Below are 26,069 nucleotides of genomic sequence, written 5' to 3'. Positions count from 1 at the left end.
GAGATACTCATGATCGCCCGGAACCGAATGCTCGCCCCGACCGCCGGATCGCGCCTGTTCTGTCGCTCGACGCGGCAGGACTGGATTGCGGAGGCTCGGATACGGGAGATGAGCGGTGCGTCACGAACGGAGTAACGAAGGAATCCTCGCCCCTGCGGGGGCTATCCCGGCCGAGGCGCTCGACCGAGAGACCGACGCCGTTCGTCCCCGCGGCCCGCTCTGCCGCCACGGCCGGGCCGCCTTCGCCACGGCCCTCGAGGACGGCCTGATGGCCGACGAGGTCGCGGGGATCCTGGCGGGCCGCCGGATCGTCGAGGCCTTTCCGGTCCGGCGCGGCGAGAGCCCGCCGCATTACGCGGCGCGCGCGGTGGCCGAGATGATGGTGGCCTACCTCCGATGAGCCGGACCCCGGCCGGTGCCGGGGTCCGAGAATTGCTCGGCCCGCAACCGGGTGCGGGCGTGCGCGGGTCACCGAGGGCGGATCGGCGCGGGCGGGAGTGATCCGACATGCGTCTCTCAACGATCGGACGCGGCTGGCCGAAGCGGGTGGCGCTCGGATTGCTGGTCTTGGCCGGCGCGAGCAGCGCCGGCCTCTCCGCGGTGCGCATCGGGCGCCCCGATGCAGGCCTCGCGGCGATCCGGACCATCCTCCCTTCGACCGACACGCCGGTTCGCGCGCCGCCTCAGGCCGGTGCCCGATCCGGTGCCGCGCCACTGCCCGCGACCGGTCCGGACAGCGAGGTCGCGGCGCGGATCGCGCTCGGGCCGGGCGGGCACGACCTGCGGCTCTCCGGCGACCTGACCGAGGGCGTGGCGGCCCGGGTTGCGGCTTTGCTCGCCGATCACCCGGAGGTCGAGCGCCTCCATCTCACCAGCGACGGCGGCCTCGTCGAGGAGGGCGTGGCGATCGGGGCCCTCGTGGCCCGGCGCGGCCTCGCCACCTACGTGCCGGATGCCTGCGCCTCGGCCTGCACCCTGATCTTCGTGCGCGGCCGGGCGCGCTACCTCGCCGCGGGCGGGCGGCTCGGCTTCCACGCACCCTACGAGACCGACGCCGAGGGACGCCTGATCGCCGTCGATGCGGCGTTCGAGCGCGCCGCCTACCTGCAGGCCGGGATCGCGGCCGATTTCACCGCCGAGGCCCTGGCGGTCGCCTCCGCGGAGATCTGGATCCCGGACGCGGCGCGCCTGAAAGCGGCGGGCGTGATCACCGAGATCGTCGGCACCGACCGCTTCCCCGATTCCACCCTCGACGACGATCCGAGCCCCGCCGCGGCCCGCCGCCAGATCCTGCGCAACCTGCCGATCCTGGCCGGGCTCGACGATCCCGCGATCGACCGGCTCGCGGCGTGGTACCGCGACGGCTACGCCGCCGGCCGCTCCGAGGCGGAGGCGGTCGAGGGGCTGCGGCTGAGGGGCAACGCCCTGCTGCGGCGCGGCTTCCGGGCCGCCGACGACGCCACCCTGCGCGATCTCGGCGCGGCCCTGCTCGGCGCGCTGCGGGCGGCCCGCGACGCGGGCGGCCCCTGCGCGGCCATCGCCGGGGGCGATCTCGTCGCCGCCGACGCGGTCCTGCGCGCGTCCGGGGCGCCGTCCGAGGATCTGGCCGCGCTCGCCGGACGGGTGCGCCGCGCGGCGGGCGTGGGCAATTCCGAGCCGGCTCCGACCCGCGAGGCCGCGCCGGCTCCGCGCCGATCCTGCGGCGCGGGGATCGAGGCTGCGCGGCGCGCGCTTCAGCGCCCGGTCCGCGAGGCGGCCGCCCAGGTGCGCGCGCTCTTCCTCCGGGGTGATCCGTCCCCCGCCCTCGCGAGCATCGCGGGGCCGTGAGCCCGGCGCCGCGGCTCAGCGCGCGCGCGGAAGGCTGACCCGCACGGAGGCGCGGCCCGCGGCGGCCTCCGATCCGGACGGGTCCTGCGTCTCGGACGGGTTTTGCGTCCCGGATGGGTCCTGCGTTCCCCAGCGCGTCGCCTCGATCCGGACCGTGCCCCACCCGGTCGCCACCGAGATCGCGAGCGGGAGCAGGATGGCGCCGTCGAGGGCGGGCGCGAGGCGCACCTCCATCTCCTCGTTGCGGGCCATGCGCCGGACGTTCGGCCCGTTGGCGCGGTGGCCCGCGATCGGCACCCAGCGCACCCGGCACACCAGCGCCGGGCCGCGATAGGGCCCGTCCTCCACGGCCTCCACCCGGCCCTGCGACAGCACGAGATCGGCGCGCGACGCCCCGTCGAAGACCGGGATCCGGCGCTCGCACAGGCCGGGCTCCAGCGCCGCGGGGGCGAGCGGGACCACCAGCATGCTCAGCGGATCGACCACACCGACCCGGTCCTGCGCCGTCACCGGGACGCGATCGGGCCGCGGGGTCGGCTCCGGCTCCAGCGTCGCCGCGCCGGCGCGGCCCGCGTCGATCGGCAGGAATACCCGGATCGGCTTGCCGGCGTATCGGCTGTCGATCCGGAAGGTCGCGCTCACCGCTCCGGTCCGGCCGCGCGTGCCCGTGACCGTCGCCGTGCCGGTCCCGTCGACGAAGAACCCCGCCACCCCGCGCAGACCCGCGCCGAGATCGAGGGCGTAGCGCCCGCCCGCCTGCTCGACGGCGAGCGTCGCCTCGCCCACCGGCAGGCCCAGGAACGAGATCCGGTAGGCGGCCGGGAAGCGCGCTCCAGCGGCCTCGCGGGCTCCAGCGGCCTCGCGGGGCGTGGCGGGCGCCCCCGTGCCGAGCAGGAGCGCGGCCAGGAGGAGCGCGGCCGGGAACGGGGCGGCCAGGAGGCCGCGCGCGGAGGATCGGGACCTTGCGTCCATGCCCCATCCTGCCACGGCGGGCGGAGAATTGCGCCCCGCGCGGAGCGGGTGCGACGCTTCCTCAGATGTAGGTGGACGCGAGGGCGGGGGAGCCGTCCAGCGCGTGGGCCAGGATCTCCAGCCCCTGCGTGATCTGCGCCCGGGTCGAGGGGCCGCCGAGGCAGAGACGCGCCGCCTCGGGCGGCGTGCCCGCCACGCAGAAGGCGTCGCTGGCGACGACGCCGAGCCCGGCCGAGCGGCCCTGGCTGGCGAAGGCGGAGCGGGTCCAGCCGTCGGGCAGCGTGATCCAGGCATGGAAGCCGTGCGGATCGGCCGTGTAGGTGCCGGGGGGCAGCAGCGCCGCGGCGATCCGTTGGCGTGCGGCCGATTCCGCGCGGACGAAGTCCAGCAGCGCCTCCGCCGTGCCGTCGCAGATCCAGCGCGTGGCGAGCGCCGTCGCGATCGGCGAGGCCATCACGGTGGCGGTGCGCAGAGCCGCCCCCAGGGGCAGCGCGGCCCGCGCGCTCGGGGCGACCAGGAAGGCGAGGCGCAGCCCCGCGCCGAGGCACTTGGCGAGGCCCGCCACGTAATAGGTCAGCTCCGGCGCGAGTGCGGCGAAGCTCGGCGGCGGGTTCGGGCAGATCCGCGCGTAGGCGTCGTCCTCGATGATCGCCACGGCGTAGCGGTGGGCCACCGCCACGATCGCCTCGCGCCGGGCGCGGGGCACCGTCGCGGTGGTGGGGTTCTGCAGCAGCGGGTTGAGGTAGATCGCCTTCGGGGCGACCCGCGTGCAGGCCGCCGCGAAGGCGTCCGGATCGACCCCGTGCCGGTCCATCGGCAGGTCCACGAGGCGCAGGCCGAGATGGGCTGCGAGCGCCCGGATGCCCGGATAGGTGATCCGCTCGGTGCAGATCGCGTCGCCGGGCCGCGCCACCTGGCTCAGCACGCCCACGAGCGCGCTGTGGGCGCCGGGGCAGATCAGCAGGCGCTCGCCCGACACCGCGATGCCGCGCCCGGCGAGCCAGCGGGTCGCCGCCTCCTTGTCCGCCTCGGTGCCGCCGAAGCCCTGGTAGCGCAGCAGGTTGGGCAGGTTGCCGGCGAGCGCCGAGAAGCCGGCCTGCATCCTGGCGAGGAGCGCCGGGTCGTCGGGCTCGGGCGGCAGGTTCATGGTGAAGTCCACCGGCCCGCGCCGCGCCGGCTCGGCGGCCCGGTCCGCCCGGGCCGGATCGACCACGAAGGTGCCCTGGCCGACCCGGCCCTCGATCAGGCCGCGCTTGTGGGCCTCCACGTAGCCGCGGGAGACGGTGGTGAAGTTCAGGTCGAGCCGCTCGGCCAGCGCCCGCTGCGTCGGCAGCCGCGTTCCGGGCAGCAGGCGCCCCGCCCGGATGTCCTCGGCGAGCGCGTCCGCGATCGCGAGGTAATAGGGCTTGCCCCAACGCTCGAGGTCGGGCGCCCAGCCCCTCGGCGCGGCCGGCCGGTCCCCCGCCTCCCACGCCCGCCCGCCATCGATCCGTACGCCAGCCATCTGCCCCGCCGCAAGATCCGATCAATACGCGATTGTATGCCTTGCAATCGTCGTACCGGATGGCTCTGCGCGGCACGGCGCAGGACGATCCATACAAGACGATCAATCTCTGGCGCGTGAAAGCGCAGGAACTGCTTATTCGATACCGTCAAAGCTGCCTCGTTTCGATGCGGCGGCAGGTTCGGCCCCGGTTCCGAGGAACCGGCTTGATCGCAACATTGTATGCATACAAGGGCGCTCGATTGCCGACATTCGCGCGGCAGGCGCCCTGGCACAGCGCTTGCCATTCCGAACCGGTGGCGGCCCGGCCCGAGAGGGTCGCGGCCGCGCCGAGCCGGAGCGAGCCCGATGCCCGAGATGCGCTTCCATGTCCGCTGGCCCGATGGGCGCCGCGAGGCCTGCTACTCGCCCTCGCTCGTGGTGAAGGACTTCCTCGCGGCGGGGGAGAGCTACGCCCTCGACGATTTCCTCGGGCGCACCCGCACCGCGCTCACCATCGCGAGCGAGCGGGTGCGCGAGAAGTACGGCTTCGCCTGCTCGGCCGCGCTGGATCAGCTCGCGCGGATCGAGGGCGCCGCCGGCCGCCAGGAGCCGGGCGGCCGGGTCACGGTCGAAGCCTTCGAGCCCTGAATCTCCGATCCGCCCAGCAAGGAGCCCCGCGATGAGCGCCACCACGCCGCCAGCCCCGCACGTCCCGGTCGTCGTCGTCGGCGGCGGGCAGGCCGGCCTGTCCGTGAGCTACCATCTCAAGCGGCGCGGGATCGACCACCTCGTCTTCGAGGCCCGCACCGCGGCCCATGTCTGGAGCACGCAGCGCTGGGACAGCTTCTGCCTCGTCACCCCGAACTGGCAATGCGACCTGCCCGGCCACCCCTATGACGGGCCGGACCCCGACGGGTTCATGCGGAAGGATGAGATCGTCGCCTATCTGAGAGCCTTCATCGCCAAGGTCGACCCGCCGATCCGCGAGGGTGTGGCGGTCACGCGGGTGGCGCGGCGCGGGGAGGGGGGATTCACGGTCGAGACCTCGGCGGGCAGCGTGACCGCGGACGCGGTGGTCGCCGCGGCGGGCGGCTATCACACCCCGATCATCCCGCGCATGGCCGAGCGCCTGCCGCCGGAGATCCACCAGATCGAGGCGAGCCGGTACCGCAACCCGGACCAGCTGCCGCCGGGCGCGGTGCTGGTGGTGGGCTCGGGCCAGTCGGGCGCGCAGATCGCCGAGGATCTCCACCTCGCCGGCCGCGAGGTCCATCTGGCGGTGGGCGACGCGCCGCGCTGCGCCCGGTTCTACCGCGGCCGCGACGTCGTCGCCTGGCTCGCCGACATGGGCTACTACGCCATGAGCGTCGACGAGCATCCCCTGCGCGACGGCGTCCGCGACAACACCAACCACTACGTGACGGGCCGCGACGGCGGGCGCGACATCGACCTGCGCCGCTTCGCCCGGGAGGGCATGCACCTCTACGGCGTGCTGGAGGATTACACCGCCGGGCAGCTCCGCTTCCGCGATTCCCTCGCGCGCTCCCTGGATCAGGCCGACCGGACCTACAACGGCATCAACGCCGCGATCGACCGCCACATCGCCGAGGCCGGAATCGACGCCCCGGCCCAGGAGCCCTACCGCCCCGTCTGGGAGCCGGGCGAGCCCGTGACGCGCCTCGACCTCGCGGGATCGGGCATCGCCACGATCCTCTGGTGCATCGGCTTCACGCCGGATTTCCGCTGGCTCGACGCCTCCGTCTTCGACGGCGCGGGCCGGCCGCGGCATCGCCGCGGGATCACCCTGGAGCGCGGCGTCTACTTCGTCGGACTGCCCTGGCTGCACAGCTGGGGCTCGGGCCGGTTCGGCGCGGTCGGGCGGGATGCCGACCATATCGCCCAGGCCATCGCCGAGCAGCTCGCCGCCCGCGGCGGCCCGGCGGGCAGCCCCGTCGCGGGCCGGCCGCTGCTGACGCTGGCGGGCTGAGCCGGCCGCGTCCGTCCGGGTCGCGGCGCGACCCCGCTCTCAGGCGAGGCCGCCCATCGCCCGGATCCGCGCCCATTCGGCCGCGCTCACCGGCTGCACCGAGAGGCGGGAATTGGTGACGAGCACCATCCCGGCGAGCGCAGGCTCGGCCTTGATCGCGTCCAGGGTCACGGGCTTGGGCAGCGCCGCGACGGCCCGGACGTCGACCATGCCGAAGCGGCCGGTCTCGTCGGTGGGGTCGGGATAATAGGGCCGGATCACCGCCACGATCCCGACCACCGCCTTGCCCTCGTTCGAGTGGTAGAACAGCCCCTCCTCACCGACCTGCATCGCCATCAGGTGCTTCTTGGCGAGGTGGTTGCGCACGCCGTTCCAGTGCGTGCCCTCTTCGCCCGCGGCGACCTGCTGGTCCCAGGACCAGGTCGAGGGCTCGGACTTGAACAGCCAATGCGCCATGATCGCCTTCCCGCACCCGGCCCTGCGCCCGGTCCGCGTCTCTGCACGCGCCTCTGTAAGCGTGCGGCGGCACCCGCGCAGCCCCTTCCGGCGGGCCGTGCACCGCGGAAGGCTTTCGCCCGGGCGGCTTTGGGAGCTAGGGAGGCGCGAGTTCCGACGCGAAGCCCCCATGACCACCCTTGAGATCCCGCCGGGAATCGCCCCGGCCATCATCCTCGTCGAGCCGCAACTGGCCGAGAACATCGGCATGACGGCCCGCGCCATGGCGAATTTCGGCCTGTCGGAGCTGCGCCTCGTCAACCCGAAGAACGGCTGGCCCAAGAAGGGCGTGCGCGAGGCGGCCTCGGGCGCCACCCACGTCCTCGACGCCGCCCGGATCTACGACAGCGTGCCCGCGGCGATCGCCGACCTGAACCACGTCCTGGCCACCACCGCGCGCGAGCGCGGCCAGATGAAGCGCGTGCTGGGGCCGGACGCGGCCATGGCGGACGTCGCGGCCCGCGCGGGGCAGCGCGTCGGCATCCTGTTCGGGCGCGAGCGTGTCGGGCTCACCAACGACGAGGTCTCCTACGCCGACGCCATCGTCACCTTCCCGGTCTCGCCGGACTTTCCGTCGCTCAACCTCGCACAGGGCGTGCTGCTGATGGCCTACGAATGGCGCCGGGCGAGCGGCCGGGCCCGGCTGCCCTTCTCGGGCGAGATGCTGTCGCCGCCCGCCACCCGCGAGGCCCTGCTCTCCCTGTTCGGCGGCCTGGAGGAGGCCCTCGGCGCGGCCGGGTTCTACCCGCCCGAGAAACGCGAGATCATCGCGCGCAACATGCGCGACATGCTCCACCGCATGGCGATGACCGAGCAGGACGTCCGCACCCTGCGGGGCACCCTGCGCGCCCTGGCGCGCCGCCGAGAGGGATAGGCTCAGCCCCGGAGCGTCAGGCTGCCGCCCGCGATGCTGAAGTCGCGCACCCGCTTCAGGAAGGACATGCCGAGCAGGTTCACCCCGAGGAGCCCGCGGGGCACCACCACCGCCTCGACGTCGCGCACCGCGACGGGGCCGATCCGGAGCAGGCCGATCCGCACGGGCGCGACGCGCGCCGGCCCGTTCGCCGTCATGATCCGCTGAGTGAAATCGCCGGGGCCGACCCGGAGCCCGATCCGCGCGGCATCCTCCTCGGCGAAGGCGCAGAGCGTCGCGCCGGTATCCACCATCATCTGCACGGAGCGGCCGTCGACCACCGCCTGCGCCGTGAAATGGCCGCCGCGGTCCGCCTGGAGCGCGATCGCCACCGGGCCGACGGGCGCCGGGACGGCGGGCGCGGGAACCGCCGGGGCGGCGAGCGCGCGCGGCGCCGCGACCCTGTCGCGCAGGCGATGGACCGCCCCCACCGCGGCGACCGCTATCACGCCGACCGTCACAATCGTCCGCACGGCGCCCTCCGGCCGGCCCCCACGCCGGCAATCAGGCGCGTGCCGGCGTGAACGAAGGCTTGCGCCGGCCGCTTCGCCCGCGCCCCGCGCCCGGGCTTTCGCCCGACACGGTGTACGCCCGGTGACCGCGACCTCCCTCATCCACCGGGGATTGACCCGACGCCGATCCGGGTCCAAATCTCCCCCTGTTCCAGGGAGATCCCCGGCAAGGGGCTGAGACACCGCTGGCACGCCCGACGAGGGCCTGCGGCGCGGAAATCCTTCGAACCTGATCCGGCTCATACCGGCGTAGGGATTGGACCGCGGGTTCCTCGACGAACCCACACGCTTCGGCAGCGAGGCGAAGGCCACCGATCCCTGCGGGCAGACGCGGAGATCGTGCGTGGCAGACTGGCCCGCCTCACCCATCGGACAGCGGCGCGATCCGGCGCCGAACGAACACGCCGCCGGCACGGATCCGGGGATCCGTCTGGATCCCTCGATCCGCACGGATTTCCCGATCCGCACGGATCTGCCGATCCGCACGGATCTCCCGATCCGCGCCGACGTGGCGATCGTCGGCGGCGGGCTGATCGGCCTCGCGAGCGCGTGGCGCCTCGCGCAGGCTGGCCGCAGCGTCGTCGTGGTCGAGCGCGCGCGCATCGGCGCCGGGGCGAGCCTCGCGGCGACCGGCATGCTGGCGCCCGCCGCCGAGCACGAGCCGGGCTCGGACCTGCTCCTGCCCCTCGCCCTCGACTCCCTCGCCCGCTGGCCCGGGTTCCGCGACGCGCTGCAGGCCGCCTCCGGGATCGCCATCGACTACCGCACCGAGGGCACCCTGGTGCTCGCCATCGGGCGCGACGAGGTCGAGCGCCTGCGCTTCCGTTACGATCTGCAGCGCCGCTCGGGCGTCGCCGCCGAGTGGCTGGCCGGCACCGAGGTGCGGCGGCGGGAGCCGACCCTGCGCCCCTCCGTCACCGCGGGCGTGCTCTGCCCCCTCGACCATCAGGTCGACCCGCGCCGGGTGATGGCGGCGCTGACGCTCGCCTGCCGCGCGGCCGGCGTCGTCGTGGTGGAGGATTGCGCCGCGACCGGACTCGACTGGACCGCCGGCCGCGTCGCCGGCCTGCACACCGCGCGCGGCACGCTCGCGGCCGGCACGGTGGTGCTGGCGAGCGGGGCGTGGAGCGGCGAGAGCGGCCTGCTGCCCGAACACCTCGCCCTGCCGGTGCGGCCGCTGAAGGGGCAATCCCTCGCCCTGCGCACCACGCGCCGGACCGGGACGCTCGGCCACATGGTCTGGACCGAGCAGGTCCACATGGCGCCCAAGGGCGACGGGCACCTCATCGTCGGCGCCACCGTGGAGGATTGCGGCTTCCGGCCCGGCGTCACCGCGGGCGGGCTCTACGCCCTCCTCGAGGGCGCGCGCCGGGTGCTGCCCGGCATCGAGGAGATGGAGGTCGAGGCCGTCTGGAGCGGCTACCGCCCGACCTCGGACGACGACGCTCCGATCATCGACACCCTGGCCCCCGGCCTCGTGGCGGCGACCGGGCACCACCGCAACGGCTACCTGCTCGCGCCCGTGACCGCCGACGCGGTCGCGGCGCTGCTCACGACCGGCGCGCTGCCCGAGATCGCCCGCCCCTTCACCCTGGGGCGGTTCCGCCGGCCGGACGCCGCGAGGGCCTCCGCATGAATTGTCTGATCAACGGCACGCCCCGCAGCCTCGAGGCCGACACCGTCGAGGCCCTGTTCCGGGCGGAGGCCGAGGAGACCGGGATCGAGAGCCCGGAGGGCATCGCCATCGCGCTGAACGGGCGCGTGGTGCGCCGCAGGGACTGGGCGGAGACGCCGGTGCGCGAGGGCGACCGCGTCGAGATCGTCCGCGCCATGCAGGGAGGCTGAGCATGAACGAGACCGTCACCCCGCCGCGCGGGGACAGCGAGGACGCGCTGGTCATCGCGGGCGTGCCGCTGGCCTCGCGCCTGTTCATCGGCACCGCGGGCTATCCGAGCCAGACCGTCATGCGCGACGCGGTGGAGGCGAGCGGGGCCGAGGTGGTCACCGCCTCGATCCGTCGCGTCTCGCTCCAGGGCCACGGCTCGGACACGGTGCGGATCCTGAAAGGGCACCGCTTCCTGCCCAACACCGCGGGCTGCGAGACCGCGCGCGACGCGATCATGACGGCCGAGCTCGCCCGCGAGGCGCTCGGCACCGACTGGATCAAGGTCGAGGTGATCGGCGACCGCGAGACGCTCTACCCGGACGTCGCCGAGCTGATCGAGGCCTGCCGCCACCTCGTGGACGACGGCTTCACGGTGCTGCCCTATTGCAACGACGACCCCATCGTCTGCCGCCGCCTGGAGGATCTCGGCTGCGCCGCGGTGATGCCGATGGGCTCGCTGATCGGCTCCGGAATGGGGGTGGCCAACCCGGCCAACCTCGAACTGATCTGCCGCCGGGCCGGCGTCCCGGTGATCGTCGATGCGGGCATCGGCACGGCCTCCGACGCGGTGATCGCGATGGAGCTCGGCGCCGACGCCTGCCTCATCAACACCGCTGTGGCCAAGGCCGACGATCCGGTGCGGATGGCCCGCGCCATGCGCCGCGCCGTCGAGGCGGGCCGCGACGCCTACCGGGCCGGGCGCATCCCCCGGCGCGGCCGGGCCGAGCCGTCGAGTCCGCAACTCGGCCTCGTGGGCTCCTGACGGGCGTGCCGGCTTGTGACCTGCCGGCGCCGCTCCTCGTCGTCACCGACCGGCACGGCTCGACCCGCCCCCTCGCCGAGACCGTCGCGGCCTGTCTCGACGGCGGCGCCCGCTGGTTCTGGTTCCGCGACCGGGACCTCGCACCGGACGAGCGCCTGTGCCTCGGCAGCGCGCTGCTGCGGCTGATCCGCGACGCGGGCGGCCGGATGGTGGTCGGCGGGAACCCGGATCTCGCCGCCGCGCTCGGTGCGGACGGGGTGCATCTCGGGGGCGGCAGCGGGCCCGAGGCGATCGCGGCGGCGCGTACGCGCGACGGATTGGTCGGGGTCTCGGCCCATACGGAGGCGGAGGTCGCGGCGGCGGCCCGGGCCGGGGCCGATTACGCGACCTTGAGCCCGATCTGTCCGAGCGCGAGCAAGCCGGGCTACGGCCCCGCCCTCGGGCCGGAGGCGCTGGCGCGCGCGGCCCGCCACGGTCTGCCCGTCCTCGCCCTCGGCGGGATCGGCCCCGCCGAACTCGCCGCCTGCCGCGCCATGGGGGCCGCGGGCGCCGCGATCATGGGGCTGCCGATGCGGGCGCAGGATCCGGCCGCTGCGATCCGCCTCTGCCTCGCAGCGTGGGGCGCCTGAGCTACGGCGCCGCCGGTCCGTAGGGCGGCCGGGGGATCGCCCGGTGCGCGGCCCGGAGCGCCGCCGACCAGCGCTCGCGCAGGTCGTGGAAATAGCCCTCGCCCGCCTCGATCCGGTGGTTCACCTCGAGGTCGAGGGCGCCGCGGCGGGCGAGCGCGATGTCGATCGGCAGGCCGACGCCGAGATTCGAGCGCATGGTCGAATCCATCGAGACGAGGCTGACCTTCAGGGCGTCGTAGAGGTCGGTCTCGAACTTCACCGCGCGGTCGAGGATCGGCTTGCCGTATTTGTGCTCGCCGATCTGCAGGAAGGGCGCGTCGGTGCTGCACTCGATGAAATTGCCGGCCGAGTAGATCAGGTACAGCCGCATCGGCTCGGTGCCGATCTGGCCGCCGAACAGCAGCGAGATCGAGAAGCGGAGGTTGGCCGCCTCGAAGCCCGCCTTCTCGATGGCGCGCACCCGGCGGATCGCCCGGCCGACGAGCTGCGCCGCCTGGAACATCGTCCCGGTCTCGACGAGGCGCATCGCCGGCTCGCCGTCCTCGCCCGGTACGCCCTCCGAGAGCAGGCTCAGCACCGATTGGGTCACCGAGAGGTTGCCCGCCGAGGCAAGCATCATCACGCGCTCGCCCGGCACGCTGAAATGGTGCAGCTTGCGGTAGGTCGAGATGTCGTCGAGGCCCGCATTGGTGCGGGTATCGGCCACCATCACGAGCCCGTCCTCGACGAGGACGCCGACGCAGTAGGTCATGGGAACTCGGCTCTCGCCCGCCTGCCGTTGGCGGGTGTCTGGGACGGGATGGGCCCGGATGACCTGATGTCAGGCCGGTCCGGGATCAGGATTGCTTGGCGGATTGGGCTTGCGCCACCTTGAGCGTCACGTCCAGCGTTTCCGTGCCGCCGCCGGTCCGGCTGCCGCGGATCGGCGCGGCGCCCAGGTAATCGAGCCCGCAGGCGACGCGGATATAGGCCTCCGACGTCCCGGCGCCGTGGGCCGGATCGAAGGCGACCCAGCCGAGATCGGGCACCAGGGCCTCGGCCCAGCCATGCGGCGTCTCCCCGTCCTCGGCCTCGTCCTCGCGCTGCCGGTAGCCCGAGACGTAGCGGGCCGGGATCTCGAGATGGCGTGCGGCCGCGATGAAGACGTGGGCGAGGTCCTGGCAGACGCCGGCCTCCGCCTCGAAGGCCTTGGCGGCGGTGACCGCCGCGCTCGCCGGCCCCCGCGCGAAGCGGAGGCGCTGATGAACGCCCGCGAGCAGCCGGTGCAGCGTCGGGAGGGCGGCCCGGTCGCCCGCGCCCGCGACCGCGTCGGCGAAGGCCCGGATCTCCGGGCTCGGCACGCAGAGATCGGTCTCGCGCAGGTAGAACACGTCCGGCAGGCGCTCGACGGCGCCGCGCACGATGCCGTGCGTCTCCAGGGTGTCGACCTCGCCGGTGACCCGGATGGTGAGGGCCTCGGCCGGCTCGTCCGGGGTGAACCAGTGCACGACGTTGCCGAAGCCGTCCTCGCGCTCGGTCAGCCGCCCGTCGATCGAGGTGTCGATGCGCCAGCGCCGGACATATTGCCCGTCATGGTCGCGCGGGGTCATGCGCAGGACCTGGATCAGCCCGCGCGCGGGCTGCTCGTAGGTGTAGTGGGTCTCGTGGACGACGCAGATTCGCATGGGACGTGTTCTATCCGTTCGGCCGCGTCAGACCAGATACTGCTCGGCGATCGCGGCGCCGACCCGGTTGTTCTCCCCGATGAAGGCGGTGACGAACTCGTGGAGGCCGGAGGCGAAGATGCGATCGATGTCGTCGCCCTCGAGCTTGGCCAGCATGTTGCTGGCGAGCCGCTGGCTCGGGCCGCGCCGCCCGTAGGCGTCGGCGATGAGGTCGAGATGCTCGACCAGCATGGCGTAGCAATGGGCGAAGGAGCGCGGCATCTGCCGGTTGAGGATCAGCAGGTCGGCCACCAGCAGGGGCTTGATGCTCTCGCGGTAGACCCAGTGATAGGCGTTGAAGGCCGAGACCTCGCGCAGGATCGTGGTCCACTGGAAGTAGTCGAGGCTGCCGCCGACCTTCTCGCTCGCCGGAAGCAGGATCTGGTACTTCACGTCGAGGATGCGGGCGGTGTTGTCGGCCCGCTCGGTCGCGGTGCCGAGCCGGGTGAACCAGTAGGCGTCGTTGCGCAGCATCGTCCGGTAGGCCGAGCCGTCGAAGGTCAGCGAGATGCCCTTCACCCAGTCGAGGAAGCGCGAGAACTCGTCGCGGGTAAGGTCGCGGCCCTCGTAGGAGCGCAGCTCCAGCCACGCGCCGTTGATCGCGTCCCACATCTCGGTGGTGAGGGCGGTCCGGACCGAGCGGGCGTTCTCGCGCGCCGTCTCGATGCAGGAGCGGATCGACGAGACGTTCTTCGGGCTGAAGGCCAGGAAGTCGCAGACCGTGTGGCTGTTCACCCCGTCGTAATGGAGCTTGAACGTCTCCGGGTCGCCCGCCGAGGCGAGGGCGGAGGCCCATTCGTTGGTCTCGCCGCCACCGTAGCTGGTAGGCAGCGAGGCGAGCCGGTGCGCCGCATCGAGGATGCGGGCCACGAACTCGGCGCGCTCCACGTAGCGGGAGAGCCAGTAAAGGTTGTCGGCAGTCCTGGACAGCATGGGATCTTCGCTGAGTTCGCCACGGGCCGAGGGCCCGAGGGCTTCTGGCCCGCGTGGAATCGTGAGGTGTGCGGGGCCCTCAGGCGTCCAGCACCCAGGTGTCCTTCGTACCCCCGCCCTGGCTCGAATTCACCACGAGCGAGCCTTCCTTCAGGGCGACCCGGGTGAGGCCGCCCGGCACGATCCGGATCTCGTCGGCGCCGCAGAGCACGAAGGGCCGCAGATCGACGTGGCGGGGTGCGACGCCGGAGGCCACGAAGGTCGGGCAGGTGGAGAGCGAGAGCGTCGGCTGCGCGATGAAGCCGTCCGGCGCGTGGCGCAGGCGCCGGGCGAACTCCTCGATCTCGCGCTTCGTGGCGTGGGGGCCGACCAGCATGCCGTAGCCGCCCGAGCCGTTGACCTCCTTCACCACGAGGTCCTTCAGATTGTCCATCACGTAGGCGAAGGCGTCCTTCTCGCGGCAGCGATAGGTCGGCACGTTGTGCAGGATCGGCTCCTCGCCGGTGAAGAAGCGCACGATCTCCGGCATGTAGCTGTAGACCGCCTTGTCGTCGGCGACGCCCGTGCCCACCGCGTTGGCGAGCGTCACGGACCCGCGCTCGTAGGCGTTCATGATGCCGGGCACGCCCAGCACCGAATCCGGCTTGAACACCAGCGGATCGAGGAAGTCGTCGTCGAGGCGGCGGTAGATCACGTCGACCCGGCGCGGCCCCTCGGTGGTGCGCATGTAGACGACGTCGTCGCGGGTGAAGAGGTCGGAGGCCTCGACCAGCTCGACGCCGAGCTTGTCGGCCAGGAACGAGTGCTCGTAGAAGGCTGAGTTGTAGCGTCCCGGCGTCAGCAGGACCACGGTGGGGTCGCGCGTCGCGGTGGCGGGCGCGAGGCTGCGCAGGGTGGCGAGCAGCGCGTCCGGGTAGTTCTCGACCGGGGCCACGCGGTGGCGCGAGAACAGGTCCGGGAACAGGCGCAGCATCACCTCCCGGTTCTCCAGCATGTAGGACACGCCCGAGGGGATGCGGGCGTTGTCCTCCAGCACGAAGAAGTCGTTCTCGCCGGTGCGGACGATGTCGATCCCGGCAATATGCACGTATAGGTTGTGCGGAACCTTGAAGCCCCGCATCTCCATGCGGTAATGGGCGTTGCGGTAGACGAGGTCGGGCGGGATGATCCCGGCCTTGATGCATTCCTGCGGCCCGTAGACGTCGGCCAGGAAGGCGTTGATGGCGGTGACGCGCTGCTTGAGCCCGCGCTCGAGGAAGTTCCACTCGGGCTTGGTGATGACGCGCGGGATGATGTCGAAGGGGATCAGCCGCTCGGTCGATTCGTTGTCGCCGTAGACCGCGAAGGTGATGCCGATGCGTCGGAACAGCAGCTCGGCCTGGCTGCGGCGGGTGTTGAAATGCTCCGAGGGAGTGGTGTCGAGCCAGGCCTTCAACTGACCGTAGGCATCGCGGATGTCGGCGGCGCTCGCGGCCGGCCCTCCGTGTCCGGTCATCTCGTCGAACGCCACGCCCGCCATTCGGTGCCTCCTCAAACCTTCACGCTAGAGGCAAGAGGCGCGCCACGCAAAGGCGCCCGAACCCCTCCCGGCAGGCAACGCGATACAGCCTCAGATCAACTTAAGCCCCTTGAGACTGGCGTGGCCAGCGCGTCCGAGGATGATGTGGTCGTGGACGACGATTCCAAGGGGGTCGAGGACGGAGATCACCTCGCGCGTCATGCGCAGGTCGGCTCCGGAGGGCGCGGGATCGCCCGAGGGGTGGTTGTGGGCGAGGATGATCGCGGTGGCCGAGAGCTCGAGCGCCCGACGCGCCACCTCGCGGGGATAGACCGGCGTGTGGTCGACCGTGCCGCGTCCCTGAACCTCGTCGGCGATCAGGTGGTTGCGCTTGTCGAGGAAGAGCACGCGGAACTCCTCGCGCGGGGCGAAGGCCATGGTGGCCCGGCAGTAATCCAGCACCGCGCTCCACGAGGCGAGCAGCGGCCGATCGACGACCGCCCCGCGGGCGAGGCGCCGGCCTGCCGCCTCGATCAGCTTGAGGTCGGTGACGACGCCCGCGCTGACGCCCTCGATCTCGGCGAGGCGCGCGGGCTCGGCGCTCAGCACCTCGGCGAAGCTGCCGAAGCGCCGGATCAGCGCCTTGGCCAGGGGCTTCACGTCGCGGCGGGGGATCGCCCGGAACAGGACGAGCTCGAGCAGCTCGTAATCGGGCAGCGCGTCGGCGCCCCCTTGCGCGAAGCGGGCGCGCAGGCGGTCGCGGTGGCCGAGATAATGCGGCTCCGGCACGGGCGCGCCGGCCTCGCCGCCGGGCGGGATCGCCGTCGGCGGCCCTTGCGGCGGGGAGCCCGGCGGCGGGTCGCCGCGGCGCGGGGCCATCGCGGCGGCTCAGGCGCCGGGATTGACGGGCTGGTGCAGACCCTTGGGCGAGACCGTGAAGATCTCGACGCCGGTCTCGGTGACGCCCACCGTGTGCTCGAACTGGGCCGAGAGCGAGCGATCGCGCGTGACCGCGGTCCAGCCGTCGGAGAGCACCTTCACGGCGGGGCGCCCGAGATTGATCATCGGCTCGACCGTGAAGAACTGGCCCGGACGCAGCGGCACGTCGTAGCTCGCCTCGACGTAGTGCAGGATCGTCGGCGCGTCGTGGTAGGTGCGCCCGAGTCCGTGGCCGCAGAAGTCGCGCACCACCGAGCAGCGCTCGCCCTCCGCGAAGGTCTGGATCGCCCGGCCGATGTCGTTGGTCGAGCCGCCCGGCCGCACCGCGGCGACCCCGCGCATCAGCGCCTCGTAGGTGATCTCGCACAGGCGCGCGGCCTTGCGCGGCACCTCGCCCACGAAGGCCATCCGGCTCGAATCGCCGTGCCAGCCGTCGAGGATCAGGCAGATGTCGAGATTGACGATGTCGCCCTCGCGCAGCGGCTTGTCGTTGGGGATGCCGTGGCAGACCACGTGGTTGATCGAGGTGCAGATCGATTTCGGGTAGCCGCGATAGAGCAGCGAGGCCGGGTAGGCGCCGTTGTCCATGGCGAACTCGTAGGCGAGCCGGTCGAGCTCCTCCGTGGTGACGCCGGGCTGCGTCGCCTCCATCAGCAGGTCGAGGGCCTCGGCGGTGAGGCGCCCGGCCCGGCGCATGCCCGCGAAGGCCTCGGGTCCGTGGATCGGCGCCTCGGGGGCGCGGCGCGCACCCTGCGCGCTGGCTTGGTCTTGCTGGGTCATCGGGAGGTTCTGCGGTCGCGCCCTGTCTTCAGCGCTATGTACGGCGTGCGGGCCGGTTCCGCCAAGCGCGGGCAAGCGTGCGCCGGGCCGCGCGGCCGGCGGTCGCGCACGAGGCTTGCGCCCGGCGAGGGGCTGGCGGCATAAGCAGCGCCGGGCTCGGCCGCCGCCGCGGCGGGCCCGGAGCCCGTGGAGGCTCGGGGTCCATGAGCCGTCTGGCCCATGAGGTTCGGGCCCCGGCGTAGGAGCAGGACGCGAGATGGCTGACAGGGCGGTTCCGCATTTCCACAACGATCTCGGCGTGGCGGTCATCCATGTGGGCGCGCGGGAATTCATGTGCATCGGGGCGCTGCCGCCCTTCGACCACCCGCACGTCTTCCTCGACATGGGCGCCGACAACGAGATCATCTGCCAGTACTGCTCGACGCTCTACCGGCACCGGGCCGGCCTGAGGGCCACCGAATCGGACCCGGCCTCCTGCCTCTGGGACGATCGGGCGCGCGTGGCGGCGGAGTAGGCCCCGCGCCGCCGTGGCCGGGCTCGACATCGCCATCGTCGGCGCCGGGATCGGCGGCCTGACGGCGGCCCTCGCCCTGCACGATGCCGGGCACCGGGTCAGCGTGATCGAGCGCCGCACCGGCTTCAGCGAGGTCGGGGCCGGGCTCCAGCTCTCGCCGAACGCGAGCCGGGTGCTCGCCGATCTGGGCCTCGCCGCGGCCCTGCGCCGGGCCGCCTCCGAGCCGCCTGGGGTGCGGGTGCGCGCCCTCGAATCGGGCCGCGAGATCGGCGCGGTGGCCCTCGGCGCGGCGGCGCGCGCCCGATTCGGCGCGCCCTACTACGTCATCCACCGGGCCGATCTTCAGACGCTGCTTCTCGATGCGCTGCGCTCGCGGCCGGGCATCCGCCTCCTCGTCGGGCGCGACATCGCGGGCCTCGCCGAGACGCAGGCGGGCGTGACCCTCACCTGCGCGGGCGACGCGCGCACCGAGACGCTCGCGGCCGACCTCGTGATCGGAGCGGACGGCCTGCGCTCGCGCATCCGCCTCCATCTCGACCCGGCCCCGATGCGCGCCGGGCGCGCTGCCGCTTGGCGGGCCGTGCTGCCGATCGAGGCGGTGCCCGAGGGCCTCGCGGGCGCGGAGACCGGGCTCTGGCTCGGCCGCGGCCGGCACCTCGTGCACTATCCGATCCGGGACGGCCGGGCCCTCAACATCGTGGCGGTCGTGCCGGAGCGGCAGGGCGACGAGGATTGGGGCCGCCTGGGCGAGCCCGCGGTGCTGCGTGCCCATTTCCGCGGCTGCGCCCCGGCGTTGCGCGATCTCCTGGCGCTGCCCGATTCCTGGCTGGTCTGGTCGCTGGCCGAGCGCCCGGTGGCGCGGCCGATGGCCCGGGGCCGGGTGGCGCTCCTCGGCGACGCGGCGCACCCGGTCCTGCCCTTCCTGGCGCAGGGCGCGGCGCTGGCGATCGAGGACGCGGCGGTGCTCGCCCGCGCCCTCGCCGGCGCGCCGGTGCCGGAGGCGCTGGCGGCCTACGCGGCGGCCCGGCGCGCCCGCGTCCGCCGCGTCCAGCGCGCCGCGCGCGCCAATGGCCGGACCTACCACGCGGGCGCGCTGACGGCCTTCGCCCGCGACCTCGTCATGCGCCGCCTCGGCCCGGACGGGATGCGCGAGCGCTACGCCTGGCTCTACGGCTGGACCCCGGACGCCGCTTGATCTGCGCCCGCCGCGCCGCTACCGCTCGCAGCCTGCTCCCGGGCAGGCGGACGTGGCGGAACCGGTAGACGCACGAGACTTAAAATCTTGCGGCCGCAAGGCCGTGCGGGTTCGAGTCCCGCCGTCCGCACCATTGATTTTATTGCCGTTTTTCGGTTTCTGAAGCGCATAGCAGCCCGGATCCTGTAAGCGGTGTCGGCACCGTGTCGGCACGGCGCGCAAGATTGTGCTGTTGCGGCAGGCTACCGCCGAGCCTGCCGCCGATCCTCATGCTGATTTTTTGTGCAGGTGTGACGATGCGTTCCACTGCGCCCGAACGCAGGCTGGCAATCCTGAGGGTGTTGCCAGCTTGTGCAGCCCCGACGCCTCCATCCGATCCGCCGCTCGCCGCATCAGGCGGTTGGCGCGGAGCAAATCCAGCCGGGCGGCTCGGATCAGCCAGAGTTGATGCAAGGCACGGATCAGGCGCATAGCGAGCCCTCCCCATAGCGCATCAGCTCGACGGCCATCGCTGCCAGCATGTCGTCCAGATAGACGTAGCCGGTCGCTATCGTGTGCCGAACCTCCTGCTCAAGATCCTCTGCTGGGTACATCCGTGAGACACAGGCCGCCTTGGCCAGGATGTCGGGCAGGCCAGCGGATGGGTAGGCTGCTACGCGCGCCCGCAGCGCACCGCAGGCGCGCATCAGCCGGGCATCATACCCCCCAACGCCATCGTGTGCGTTCAGACGCGCGTTCATGGCGTCGTGCTGAGCGATCAGCCGGAGCAACTTGGGCGACGGCGCTGCTGGCGCCGCAGCGCCGAGCGTGACAGGGAGCGCGGCGAGGCCGAGGATGAGCCCTCGGCGGCTGGCAGGCGTGCTCATCGACGCGTCTCCCGCCAATCGCAGCCAACCGTGCTGAGCACGACAGGCGCTCGTGCAGCCGCCTCCTGCTGAACACGATCCCACCATCCCGCATGGCCAAAGCGGTCATGGAAGTGGAAGCGGGCGCCCGGATTGGTCAGCGGAACGATATCACCGTTCGCTCGCTCCCGATGGCCGGGGAACGTGTAGTCGTGGACCGCGCCGAATTCGTAGTGCAGCCACGCCAGGTAGGTGTGCAGGCACGCCTCTGAGGGCGGCTCAGCTGCCCGGGTCGGGTTGCCGATCAGGGTGACGCCGCCGCCGATCAGCGGGAGCGTGGTCAGGCCGCGCAGGAAGCCACGGCGGGAGGCGGGCGCGTTCATGCTGCACCTCCGTTCTGGGAGGGCAGGCGCTTTGGCTCCTCGTAGGTCGAGGCGAGCACGCCGACGACACGCCCAACAAGCTTGCGTTCGATGGCGCCAAGTGCGTAGGGCCCGTCCATCATGACCAACGGGCGGCCGCGCTCGATCCAGTCCTCGAACTCGCCACGCGAGCGCGGCCGGACGTAGGGGGCAGCCCACCAGCGATGGCCATCCGGTCCGTCTAGGCCGGTGTAGGCTATACTGCGGGTCTCAACGATGCTGTCCGAGTAGCCGGACGGGCAGACGACGCTGTTGTAGCGGATCACGAACAGCTCGCCGTGGACGGGCTCGCAGTCGGTAGTGTCGATGACCGCGAACTCGCCGAGGCGCAGGTGCGGATCGGTGCTGTTGCTGCGGACCGGGAAGGCGATGCAGCCGGGCGGCAGGGCGTCGTAGAGCGGTAGGGCGCGAAGCTCCTGCGGTTCGGCTGCTCGCATAGCCTTGATGGCCTGTGTGACAGGCCCTTGCTGTGCTTTGGGCAAGCGGGAGCGTTCACCGCCGCGACGGGGCGGTGTAGGATCGTGGATAGCCATGAAGCGGGTACTCCAGCCGTAGGGTGGTCAGAGCCGAGAACGAAGAGTCCACCTTCCTCTCGGCTCGCTTTTCTGATACTCAGGAAATCATGTGGATGTCAATTCCTGATGAGCAGAAAAGGCGTGGCAGGCCGGCAACCGGCGTCACGCCACAGCAGGGCGTCCGCATGTCCGCGGACCTCTTGGCAGCCGTCGAAGAATGGCGGGAGGATCAGTCCGACCCTAAGCCTTCGCGTGCTGAGGCCATCCGTCAGATCCTCACCGAGCACCTGAAGGCGAAGGGCTATCTGAAGTGACGGGTTCCGGCGATCAGTCCGACAGGATGGCTGAGGTCGCCAAGCTCGCGACGGCAATTGCCGATCACATCCTTGACCAGCACGCTGCGGGTGTGTCGATCTCGCCGGAGCAATTCACCACGTTCGTCCGAGCTGCTCGAGTTCTCCTAGACAATGACGTGCCATGGCCGCCCTCGGTGGAGCATCTCGTGATGGAGGTTGCCAAACGGCTTGAGCAGCAGAAGCCGCCTCCATCAGTGCCTGATGGCGGCTCCGAGGGCGACAATATCGTGCGGTTCCTGACGCAAGCTAGGGACGCTGCGAAGCGATCATGAACGCGAAGGGCTATCTGAAGTGAGCAGCAGCTCAATGACCGGTCGGCCCGGATGAAGGCACGATCACCGCAGACGTGCGAGGTGAAAGCTTCTGAGGGCTGGCAGGCCGCCTCTCTTGCTGAAGCCCATAGCACCTTTAGGAAGGCGCCTAAGCGGTGTCCCGCCTGTCATGGCGCCGTGTATGTGCTGGGCACCTACACTAAGCCTGTGAAACTGGCGCTCGCACATCGCAAGGCGCACAGTGGATGCCCGCTCCTGCCGAAGGGGTTCACCGGCGAGGCGTCGCCGCATCCGGACGCAGTGTCCTAGCCAGCCACACTCTGTGTCTCACTTGTCGGAGTCATGATCGGCGCTGCGGCTTAAGCATTAAACTGATCTAATTCTCAAGGCACAACTTTGCGGCCCGCTATGCGTAGTCCTTTGATATTAGCACGGGTATAGTCGTCTGCGACTATAAAATTTACTCTACCGCTTGACAAAAAATTCCGAGCAGCATTGCGTGATTTAGTTTTGCTGCTAAACATATTAACAGCCTGAAGTACATCGCAGTGATTGGGGTAATCATTCTCCGGCGACTCGTAAGCGCCGATTATTCTTCCATCAACATTGGGTTCGCGAAAATCGCGAGCAGCTCCACATGTAAATTCTAAAACGCCTGGACAGAAGACTTCCTCGTCAACTGGTGTGGCATCGGCCGCTTTCTCAATAAGCGACTTGGCTAGCTGCTCAATTTTGTCAGAAATGTTTTCGTCGCTTGCACGCAGTGTTGAAAGACCGAGTCTGCACATCTCACTTACTGCAGTATCGGCCAGACCTAATGGACCGCTGGACTTTAAGTCTCGCGGGCCTATAATAATTCGTATCAATACTTCTTCGTCCTTGACGGGATTGTCTTTTGAGCGCGCGCTAACCCGCTGCAGTTCACAGCGGAATGAGCCAGGGGGTTGATCTACAGTCTCGGCAAAATCGTTTGGACGGCGCTCTGCATCGAAGAATTGGCTAAGAGACTCGCAAGGCGGCAGATCTTCCTTCATTGGAAAATCGCGCGTTAAGTCATTGCGACAATCTGTTCAACCGCCGGTGAAGTACGTCCCAATGCTTCTCTTATGGGGAATTCGCCAATTTCAGCCCACGTTCTTCCGCGTTTTTCTGAAACTGAGACCTGGCCGTTGCCCTCAAACGTCAACAAAATACGCACACTATCTCTATCAATCGCCAAGCTAACGGTGCCGTCGCTGTCGAGATCCGTATGGAAAATGGCACTAGAAGCCGTTCGACTCAGAAAGTCTACACAATCGCGGATTGACGCCTCGCGGGGGGCGTCTGCGTCGTAGCCGTTCCAACCCGGGCCATACCGGCGAAGCTTTCGGACAGCAGCGATCGTTTTCTCTACGGGGCGCGTTTGACGGCTGTACTCACGGAATTTTGGGAAGCTCAGCGCTTCCGTCCCGCTCCGTCCAAGCGCAGGCAACGACAAACTTATGGCGGAACGATTTTGAGAAGCCGCTTCGCGAACCAACTCGCTCATATCGGACGACAGAGGGAGGGCGGGCGGGCTCATTCTGATCTCTCATCCACGTCGATGGAAATGCGACTCTGCATGGCTGGCGTCAAGATGGATCGCACCGCAACCTTCGATCGGGTGTGGAGCCGATCGAACCGGTTCATGATCGCTTCCGTCTCTCTTGCTGTCGCAGCAGGAACGATGCAACCAACCATGCAGTAGATTAAAATCGACCGGAGCACGGGCATTGGGTCAGCAGTCTCAGCGATCGCATTCACGTTCAAGTTCAGTAGCAGTCGGCCAATATCATCGTGATCTTCAAACCATCCAACGTGAGTATGCCAAGCAGCATCGCGCGCCAAGTGGCTGGGTGAGATATGATCTCCTTCGCGCAAAACCTCTCGCCAGCTAGCCCGCGGGGTATCACTTGATTGCTCGACAAATCTATCAAGGTAATCTAGTCTTATTTGAGAAATAACGCTATTATCTGGAAATGCCCCACAGACATTATGTACGACTTCTGAAAGAATCTCTTCAAAGCCTGACCAGCGTATATACTGCCGACTTTCAATTTCAATTCCAGATCTGTTTGCTCCAACGCTCACGACATCTTGCCCGTTTTCATCTTTTCGGACAAAGCGGGCACCATTCAAGATATTCATGCTGAATGCTGGGAGCGCACTCATCTCGGGAGACGCCTGGGGCAAAAAGGCCGTCACATCTTCGTATTCCGTTAATTTAATTTTATTTGCACTTTCTTTCAGTGCTTGGACTACTTTTAGCCAAGCATTACCTTTTATAGGCTCTTGAAAAACAATTGCCGCGCTGACTCGTTCGATGGCATGCGCTGCATGGACCGGTTCGAACGTGCCGCCCATTTTTTCTCCTCCTCCGTGATCCGCGACCTGAAGTTTGACTGGCTGGAAAAATTCTAGACGACCCGAGTCGGCAACTGGGATTGCTGAGCGGGTTCAATCAGAGGCGCCCGACTCAGGCATACCGACCATCAAATGCTCCGCTTACTAAATTTGCCTCACCAGCCGGCAAAACCGCGCCAACGTGGGTTAGTAGCCACCTTGTTGGCTCACGTCACCGGCTCCGGCTGAGCCGGCGAGAAGCCCGGGTTGTAGAACCCGTCATCGCTCTTGGCATTCTCGGCCCGGTCATTGAAGGCCAACTCGTTGACCGCCTCGATGGTGATCGTGCGGCGCTAGAAAAAGCCCGCCGCGGATGAGCCGGGCGGGATGAGGCAGGGGCCGAGCACCTGATAGGGATGGCCTATCTGAAGTGAGAAGGTGCCACGTCGCAGACCTCTCGACAGGGGCGAAGCTGCCGCGGGCGGCAGTCTGAACTGTCTCGGCTGCCAACCATTGCTCTCCTTTTGACCAAGGAGAGTTGCAATGGTTTTCCGATCCGAAGATCCGCCGCCGCCCGGCAACCTGCGCGTCGCGGCACCGCCGGCCTCAGATAACCCGACCTCCGCTATGCTGAAGGCGGATATCGACAGTGGGTCCACGGGTGACAAGGTTGCCCACTACGATCCCGGCATGGCGCAGTTGGGTACCTGCGATGAGGCCGGCGGCACACCTCCAACGCCTGAACGTATCGCGCTCGCCCGCAAGACGGAGGCGGCGACGCGATCTGCCAAGAAGATGGCCGATCCGCACGGGCAGCGCGATTGGATCATGCCGGCATTCACTGGCTTCATCGTGGTCGCGGTGCTCATCATCGGCGGCGCATTCTGGGTTGGGCTGTAGCGATTGAGACGTTCGGAGAGTTGATCTCGGAAGCGTGCACCTGGGCCCGCTCTGGAGCGCTCGTATGCTACGCGTCCTTATCGTCCTATCCGCTCTGCTTTTCTTAGCAGCCGCCGCACCCGCTCGCCGACCAGATCCTATCTCTAGCTCCGTTCAGCCAAACGGTGACGCCTCGGGTAAGGCAGTTCCATCGATCGGAGGGCTGTCTGCGACGCAGCAGAAGACGATACGGAAGGCGCAGGAGGCATCTGAGGCTCGAAACAAAGCCTGGGATGCGAGAACGAAAAAGACGATGGATGGCGTGTGCCGAGGCTGTTGAGCCCATAGTCGGATTGTCTGTGGTCCATAGCACTTGGACCGACGTAGGTGGCCCCCTGGCAGATCTGACGAAGCGGTCTCAAGTTGCATATCGGCCGAGCCTGCTGGCACGCTCGGCCTATTCGCTCGCGTGGTCGCCTTCGAGGGTGTAAGTTCGAGACTGGCTAGGAGTGTAGATCCATGACATCCCAGACAGCGATCGACGCCCTGGTTATGCAGAACCGGCGCTTTAACGACATCCTACGCGGCATCGACGGAGGAATATGGTGGGGTTCAGGAGGCGTCGCGAAGTTTGATGCCGAAGCGATCCTTGCCCAAGCTGAGCATATTCGTGTTGCGCTGGACGAAATTGATCGGCTTTCCAAGCACATTACAACTTGACCAAAGGGATGCCACAAAGAAGCTACTCCGGAGGTCAAGAGGATTTAGCAACGGTGGCTGAGCGTCTAACCTCAGCCTCCTTAGCAAGTCGCAATGCCTTCAAGCGGATCAGTTTTTCGTCTTGCGCACATCGACTTTCTTCGGCTTCACGACGTGCAGCCCGAGGTGCACGTTCGAGATCAGCTAGTCGCGTGGCTTCTCGTGTGGCTCTGATAAGCGCTTGTTCGCTGATAAATTTCGGCTGATCAACCATCTGCCATCCTCCACTTCACTTACGGAGTAAGTAGGGCAGATAGGCGAGAAATCTTGGATCTATTCTAGGACTAGGGCAGATGCTGTAGCCGGATCTAAGGTAGCAGGCTATCTGAAGCGAGAGTCCACCGGCTCGCTTCGGAATGAAGGCGGCCACCGGCCTTTTCTGGTCTAGGGTGGCAGACCCTGACGGGAGCCGCACTGATGAGCGAACCGACCGAAGCCGACGTGCTATCTCACGCCAAACGGACCTTCATCAAGAAAAATCACGATGATCGAGCGTGGGATGCCGCCTTTGCGCAACGCGAATGTCGTCAGGGCCACCAGGTGATGTGTCTGACCGAGGCAGAGCGGCAAGAGTACCTTGAGCAGGCTAGGTACGAGCTTCGGTCTCGCACGACACAGTGATCGCCTCG

33 protein-coding genes, 1 tRNA gene and 1 riboswitch are annotated in these 26,069 nt (G+C 69.5%); of the genes, 17 read left to right on the top strand and 17 right to left on the bottom strand.

Translation table 11 applies throughout. The features are described from left to right. The first annotated feature begins 115 nt into the window (after window positions 1-115). Window positions 116-400 (top strand): hypothetical protein, encoded by a 285-nt coding sequence (locus ACS5RC_RS22940; RefSeq protein ID WP_478346237.1) that lies wholly within the window; start codon window positions 116-118, stop codon window positions 398-400. A 107-nt stretch (window positions 401-507) separates the two neighbouring features. After that, complete coding sequence (locus ACS5RC_RS22935) at window positions 508-1,827, top strand: hypothetical protein (protein WP_478346236.1); 1,320 nt, start codon at window positions 508-510, stop codon at window positions 1,825-1,827. A gap of 15 nt (window positions 1,828-1,842) precedes the next feature. On the opposite strand, the gene ACS5RC_RS22930 is transcribed toward ACS5RC_RS22935, so the two are convergent. Further along, the gene (locus tag ACS5RC_RS22930) at window positions 1,843-2,799 is read right to left on the bottom strand and encodes a DUF3108 domain-containing protein (RefSeq protein WP_478346235.1); all 957 of its coding nucleotides are present in this window, start codon (window positions 2,797-2,799) and stop codon (window positions 1,843-1,845) included. A 61-nt stretch (window positions 2,800-2,860) separates the two neighbouring features. Then, window positions 2,861-4,303, bottom strand: a complete 1,443-nt coding sequence (locus ACS5RC_RS22925) for an aminotransferase-like domain-containing protein (RefSeq protein WP_478346234.1) — start codon at window positions 4,301-4,303, stop codon at window positions 2,861-2,863. Between the two features lie 348 nt (window positions 4,304-4,651). Between ACS5RC_RS22925 and ACS5RC_RS22920 the strand changes: the two genes are divergently transcribed. Both ACS5RC_RS22920 and ACS5RC_RS22915 read left to right on the top strand, forming a co-directional pair. Beyond that, entirely contained in the window at window positions 4,652-4,933 is a 282-nt protein-coding gene (locus tag ACS5RC_RS22920; RefSeq protein WP_478346233.1) for an MSMEG_0570 family nitrogen starvation response protein, read from the top strand. 31 nt (window positions 4,934-4,964) lie between these two features. After that, a complete protein-coding gene (locus ACS5RC_RS22915; protein WP_478346232.1) occupies window positions 4,965-6,272 on the top strand; it encodes an MSMEG_0569 family flavin-dependent oxidoreductase in 1,308 nt (435 codons plus the stop codon). Window positions 6,273-6,311: 39 nt separating this feature from the next. On the opposite strand, the gene ACS5RC_RS22910 is transcribed toward ACS5RC_RS22915, so the two are convergent. Next, window positions 6,312-6,728 (bottom strand): EVE domain-containing protein, encoded by a 417-nt coding sequence (locus ACS5RC_RS22910; protein WP_478346231.1) that lies wholly within the window; start codon window positions 6,726-6,728, stop codon window positions 6,312-6,314. Between the two features lie 169 nt (window positions 6,729-6,897). Here ACS5RC_RS22910 and ACS5RC_RS22905 point away from each other — a divergent pair, with 169 nt between their 5' ends. Then, complete coding sequence (locus ACS5RC_RS22905; protein ID WP_478346230.1) at window positions 6,898-7,641, top strand: RNA methyltransferase; 744 nt, start codon at window positions 6,898-6,900, stop codon at window positions 7,639-7,641. A 2-nt stretch (window positions 7,642-7,643) separates the two neighbouring features. On the opposite strand, the gene ACS5RC_RS22900 is transcribed toward ACS5RC_RS22905, so the two are convergent. Then, on the bottom strand, window positions 7,644-8,153 hold the full coding sequence (locus tag ACS5RC_RS22900) for a retropepsin-like aspartic protease family protein (protein ID WP_478346229.1): 510 nt from the start codon (window positions 8,151-8,153) through the stop codon (window positions 7,644-7,646). 183 nt (window positions 8,154-8,336) lie between these two features. Continuing rightward, window positions 8,337-8,466: riboswitch (TPP riboswitch) on the top strand. A gap of 156 nt (window positions 8,467-8,622) precedes the next feature. Here ACS5RC_RS22900 and thiO point away from each other — a divergent pair. From thiO to ACS5RC_RS22880, 4 genes are read left to right on the top strand one after another with little or no spacing between them, the layout of a single operon-like run. Beyond that, complete coding sequence (gene thiO / locus ACS5RC_RS22895) at window positions 8,623-9,828, top strand: glycine oxidase ThiO (RefSeq protein ID WP_478346339.1); 1,206 nt, start codon at window positions 8,623-8,625, stop codon at window positions 9,826-9,828. Further along, window positions 9,825-10,037 carry a sulfur carrier protein ThiS gene (gene thiS / locus ACS5RC_RS22890; RefSeq protein ID WP_478346228.1) on the top strand — a complete coding sequence of 71 codons (213 nt, stop codon included), beginning with the start codon at window positions 9,825-9,827 and terminating at the stop codon, window positions 10,035-10,037. Before thiO ends, thiS begins: the two co-directional genes overlap by 4 nt. 2 nt (window positions 10,038-10,039) lie before the next feature. Then, window positions 10,040-10,840: a thiazole synthase gene (gene thiG, locus ACS5RC_RS22885; protein ID WP_478346227.1), complete on the top strand. Its 801-nt coding sequence runs from the start codon at window positions 10,040-10,042 to the stop codon at window positions 10,838-10,840. Between the two features lie 5 nt (window positions 10,841-10,845). Continuing rightward, the gene (locus ACS5RC_RS22880; protein ID WP_478346226.1) at window positions 10,846-11,469 is read left to right on the top strand and encodes a thiamine phosphate synthase; all 624 of its coding nucleotides are present in this window, start codon (window positions 10,846-10,848) and stop codon (window positions 11,467-11,469) included. Between the two features lies 1 nt (window position 11,470). On the opposite strand, the gene ACS5RC_RS22875 is transcribed toward ACS5RC_RS22880, so the two are convergent. The 6 genes from ACS5RC_RS22875 to map form a co-directional block, all read right to left on the bottom strand. Next, window positions 11,471-12,220, bottom strand: a complete 750-nt coding sequence (locus ACS5RC_RS22875; protein ID WP_478346225.1) for a proteasome-type protease — start codon at window positions 12,218-12,220, stop codon at window positions 11,471-11,473. An 85-nt stretch (window positions 12,221-12,305) separates the two neighbouring features. Next, window positions 12,306-13,133, bottom strand: a complete 828-nt coding sequence (locus tag ACS5RC_RS22870; protein ID WP_478346224.1) for a transglutaminase family protein — start codon at window positions 13,131-13,133, stop codon at window positions 12,306-12,308. Between the two features lie 27 nt (window positions 13,134-13,160). Then, on the bottom strand, window positions 13,161-14,105 hold the full coding sequence (locus ACS5RC_RS22865) for an alpha-E domain-containing protein (protein WP_478346223.1): 945 nt from the start codon (window positions 14,103-14,105) through the stop codon (window positions 13,161-13,163). A gap of 79 nt (window positions 14,106-14,184) precedes the next feature. Then, the gene (locus ACS5RC_RS22860) at window positions 14,185-15,624 is read right to left on the bottom strand and encodes a circularly permuted type 2 ATP-grasp protein (RefSeq protein WP_478346222.1); all 1,440 of its coding nucleotides are present in this window, start codon (window positions 15,622-15,624) and stop codon (window positions 14,185-14,187) included. 90 nt (window positions 15,625-15,714) lie between these two features. Next, a complete protein-coding gene (gene radC, locus ACS5RC_RS22855) occupies window positions 15,715-16,482 on the bottom strand; it encodes a RadC family protein (protein ID WP_478346221.1) in 768 nt (255 codons plus the stop codon). Window positions 16,483-16,491: 9 nt separating this feature from the next. Continuing rightward, a complete protein-coding gene (gene map / locus ACS5RC_RS22850) occupies window positions 16,492-17,322 on the bottom strand; it encodes a type I methionyl aminopeptidase (protein ID WP_478346220.1) in 831 nt (276 codons plus the stop codon). Between the two features lie 256 nt (window positions 17,323-17,578). Between map and ACS5RC_RS22845 the strand changes: the two genes are divergently transcribed. The 3 genes from ACS5RC_RS22845 (at window position 17,579) to ACS5RC_RS22835 (ending at window position 19,164) form a co-directional block, all read left to right on the top strand. Then, entirely contained in the window at window positions 17,579-17,836 is a 258-nt protein-coding gene (locus tag ACS5RC_RS22845; RefSeq protein ID WP_478346219.1) for a zinc-finger domain-containing protein, read from the top strand. 13 nt (window positions 17,837-17,849) lie between these two features. Beyond that, a complete protein-coding gene (locus ACS5RC_RS22840; RefSeq protein WP_478346218.1) occupies window positions 17,850-19,031 on the top strand; it encodes an FAD-dependent monooxygenase in 1,182 nt (393 codons plus the stop codon). A 46-nt stretch (window positions 19,032-19,077) separates the two neighbouring features. Next, a tRNA-Leu gene (locus ACS5RC_RS22835) sits at window positions 19,078-19,164 on the top strand. 134 nt (window positions 19,165-19,298) lie between these two features. Here the strand turns inward: ACS5RC_RS22835 and ACS5RC_RS22830 are convergent. The 4 genes from ACS5RC_RS22830 to ACS5RC_RS22815 are packed head-to-tail and all read right to left on the bottom strand — an operon-like array spanning window position 19,299 to window position 20,735. Further along, entirely contained in the window at window positions 19,299-19,502 is a 204-nt protein-coding gene (locus ACS5RC_RS22830; RefSeq protein WP_478346217.1) for a hypothetical protein, read from the bottom strand. Then, entirely contained in the window at window positions 19,493-19,897 is a 405-nt protein-coding gene (locus ACS5RC_RS22825; RefSeq protein WP_478346216.1) for a hypothetical protein, read from the bottom strand. Before ACS5RC_RS22825 ends, ACS5RC_RS22830 begins: the two co-directional genes overlap by 10 nt. Beyond that, window positions 19,894-20,259 (bottom strand): hypothetical protein, encoded by a 366-nt coding sequence (locus ACS5RC_RS22820; RefSeq protein ID WP_478346215.1) that lies wholly within the window; start codon window positions 20,257-20,259, stop codon window positions 19,894-19,896. Before ACS5RC_RS22820 ends, ACS5RC_RS22825 begins: the two co-directional genes overlap by 4 nt. After that, window positions 20,256-20,735: a hypothetical protein gene (locus tag ACS5RC_RS22815; RefSeq protein ID WP_478346214.1), complete on the bottom strand. Its 480-nt coding sequence runs from the start codon at window positions 20,733-20,735 to the stop codon at window positions 20,256-20,258. Before ACS5RC_RS22815 ends, ACS5RC_RS22820 begins: the two co-directional genes overlap by 4 nt. 191 nt (window positions 20,736-20,926) lie before the next feature. Here ACS5RC_RS22815 and ACS5RC_RS22810 point away from each other — a divergent pair, with 191 nt between their 5' ends. Together ACS5RC_RS22810 and ACS5RC_RS22805 are read left to right on the top strand one after the other, a co-directional pair. Then, entirely contained in the window at window positions 20,927-21,127 is a 201-nt protein-coding gene (locus tag ACS5RC_RS22810; protein ID WP_478346213.1) for a hypothetical protein, read from the top strand. A gap of 26 nt (window positions 21,128-21,153) precedes the next feature. Next, window positions 21,154-21,441 (top strand): hypothetical protein, encoded by a 288-nt coding sequence (locus ACS5RC_RS22805; RefSeq protein WP_478346212.1) that lies wholly within the window; start codon window positions 21,154-21,156, stop codon window positions 21,439-21,441. 383 nt (window positions 21,442-21,824) lie between these two features. On the opposite strand, the gene ACS5RC_RS22800 is transcribed toward ACS5RC_RS22805, so the two are convergent. From ACS5RC_RS22800 to ACS5RC_RS22790, 3 genes are read right to left on the bottom strand one after another with little or no spacing between them, the layout of a single operon-like run. After that, a complete protein-coding gene (locus tag ACS5RC_RS22800) occupies window positions 21,825-22,475 on the bottom strand; it encodes a hypothetical protein (protein WP_478346211.1) in 651 nt (216 codons plus the stop codon). Between the two features lie 14 nt (window positions 22,476-22,489). Next, the gene (locus ACS5RC_RS22795; RefSeq protein ID WP_478346210.1) at window positions 22,490-23,002 is read right to left on the bottom strand and encodes a hypothetical protein; all 513 of its coding nucleotides are present in this window, start codon (window positions 23,000-23,002) and stop codon (window positions 22,490-22,492) included. Next, window positions 22,999-23,823: a TIGR04255 family protein gene (locus ACS5RC_RS22790; protein WP_478346209.1), complete on the bottom strand. Its 825-nt coding sequence runs from the start codon at window positions 23,821-23,823 to the stop codon at window positions 22,999-23,001. The genes ACS5RC_RS22795 and ACS5RC_RS22790 overlap by 4 nt, the downstream gene beginning before the upstream one ends. Window positions 23,824-24,345: 522 nt before the next feature. On the opposite strand from ACS5RC_RS22790, the gene ACS5RC_RS22785 reads away from it, so the two are divergent. The 3 genes from ACS5RC_RS22785 to ACS5RC_RS22775 all read left to right on the top strand — a co-directional run bounded on the left by ACS5RC_RS22785 (window position 24,346) and on the right by ACS5RC_RS22775 (window position 26,061). Beyond that, the gene (locus ACS5RC_RS22785; protein WP_478346208.1) at window positions 24,346-24,702 is read left to right on the top strand and encodes a hypothetical protein; all 357 of its coding nucleotides are present in this window, start codon (window positions 24,346-24,348) and stop codon (window positions 24,700-24,702) included. Window positions 24,703-25,200: 498 nt separating this feature from the next. Next, window positions 25,201-25,401, top strand: a complete 201-nt coding sequence (locus ACS5RC_RS22780; protein WP_478346207.1) for a hypothetical protein — start codon at window positions 25,201-25,203, stop codon at window positions 25,399-25,401. A 456-nt stretch (window positions 25,402-25,857) separates the two neighbouring features. Beyond that, window positions 25,858-26,061, top strand: coding sequence for a hypothetical protein (locus ACS5RC_RS22775; RefSeq protein WP_478346206.1), 204 nt, complete (start codon window positions 25,858-25,860; stop codon window positions 26,059-26,061). The last annotated feature ends 8 nt before the right edge of the window (window positions 26,062-26,069 follow it).

It is taken from the genome of Methylobacterium sp. HJ2, from assembly GCF_056431005.1.
Note: the sequence above shows the minus strand (reverse complement) of the source record. Positions and strands in the feature narration are given on the sequence as shown.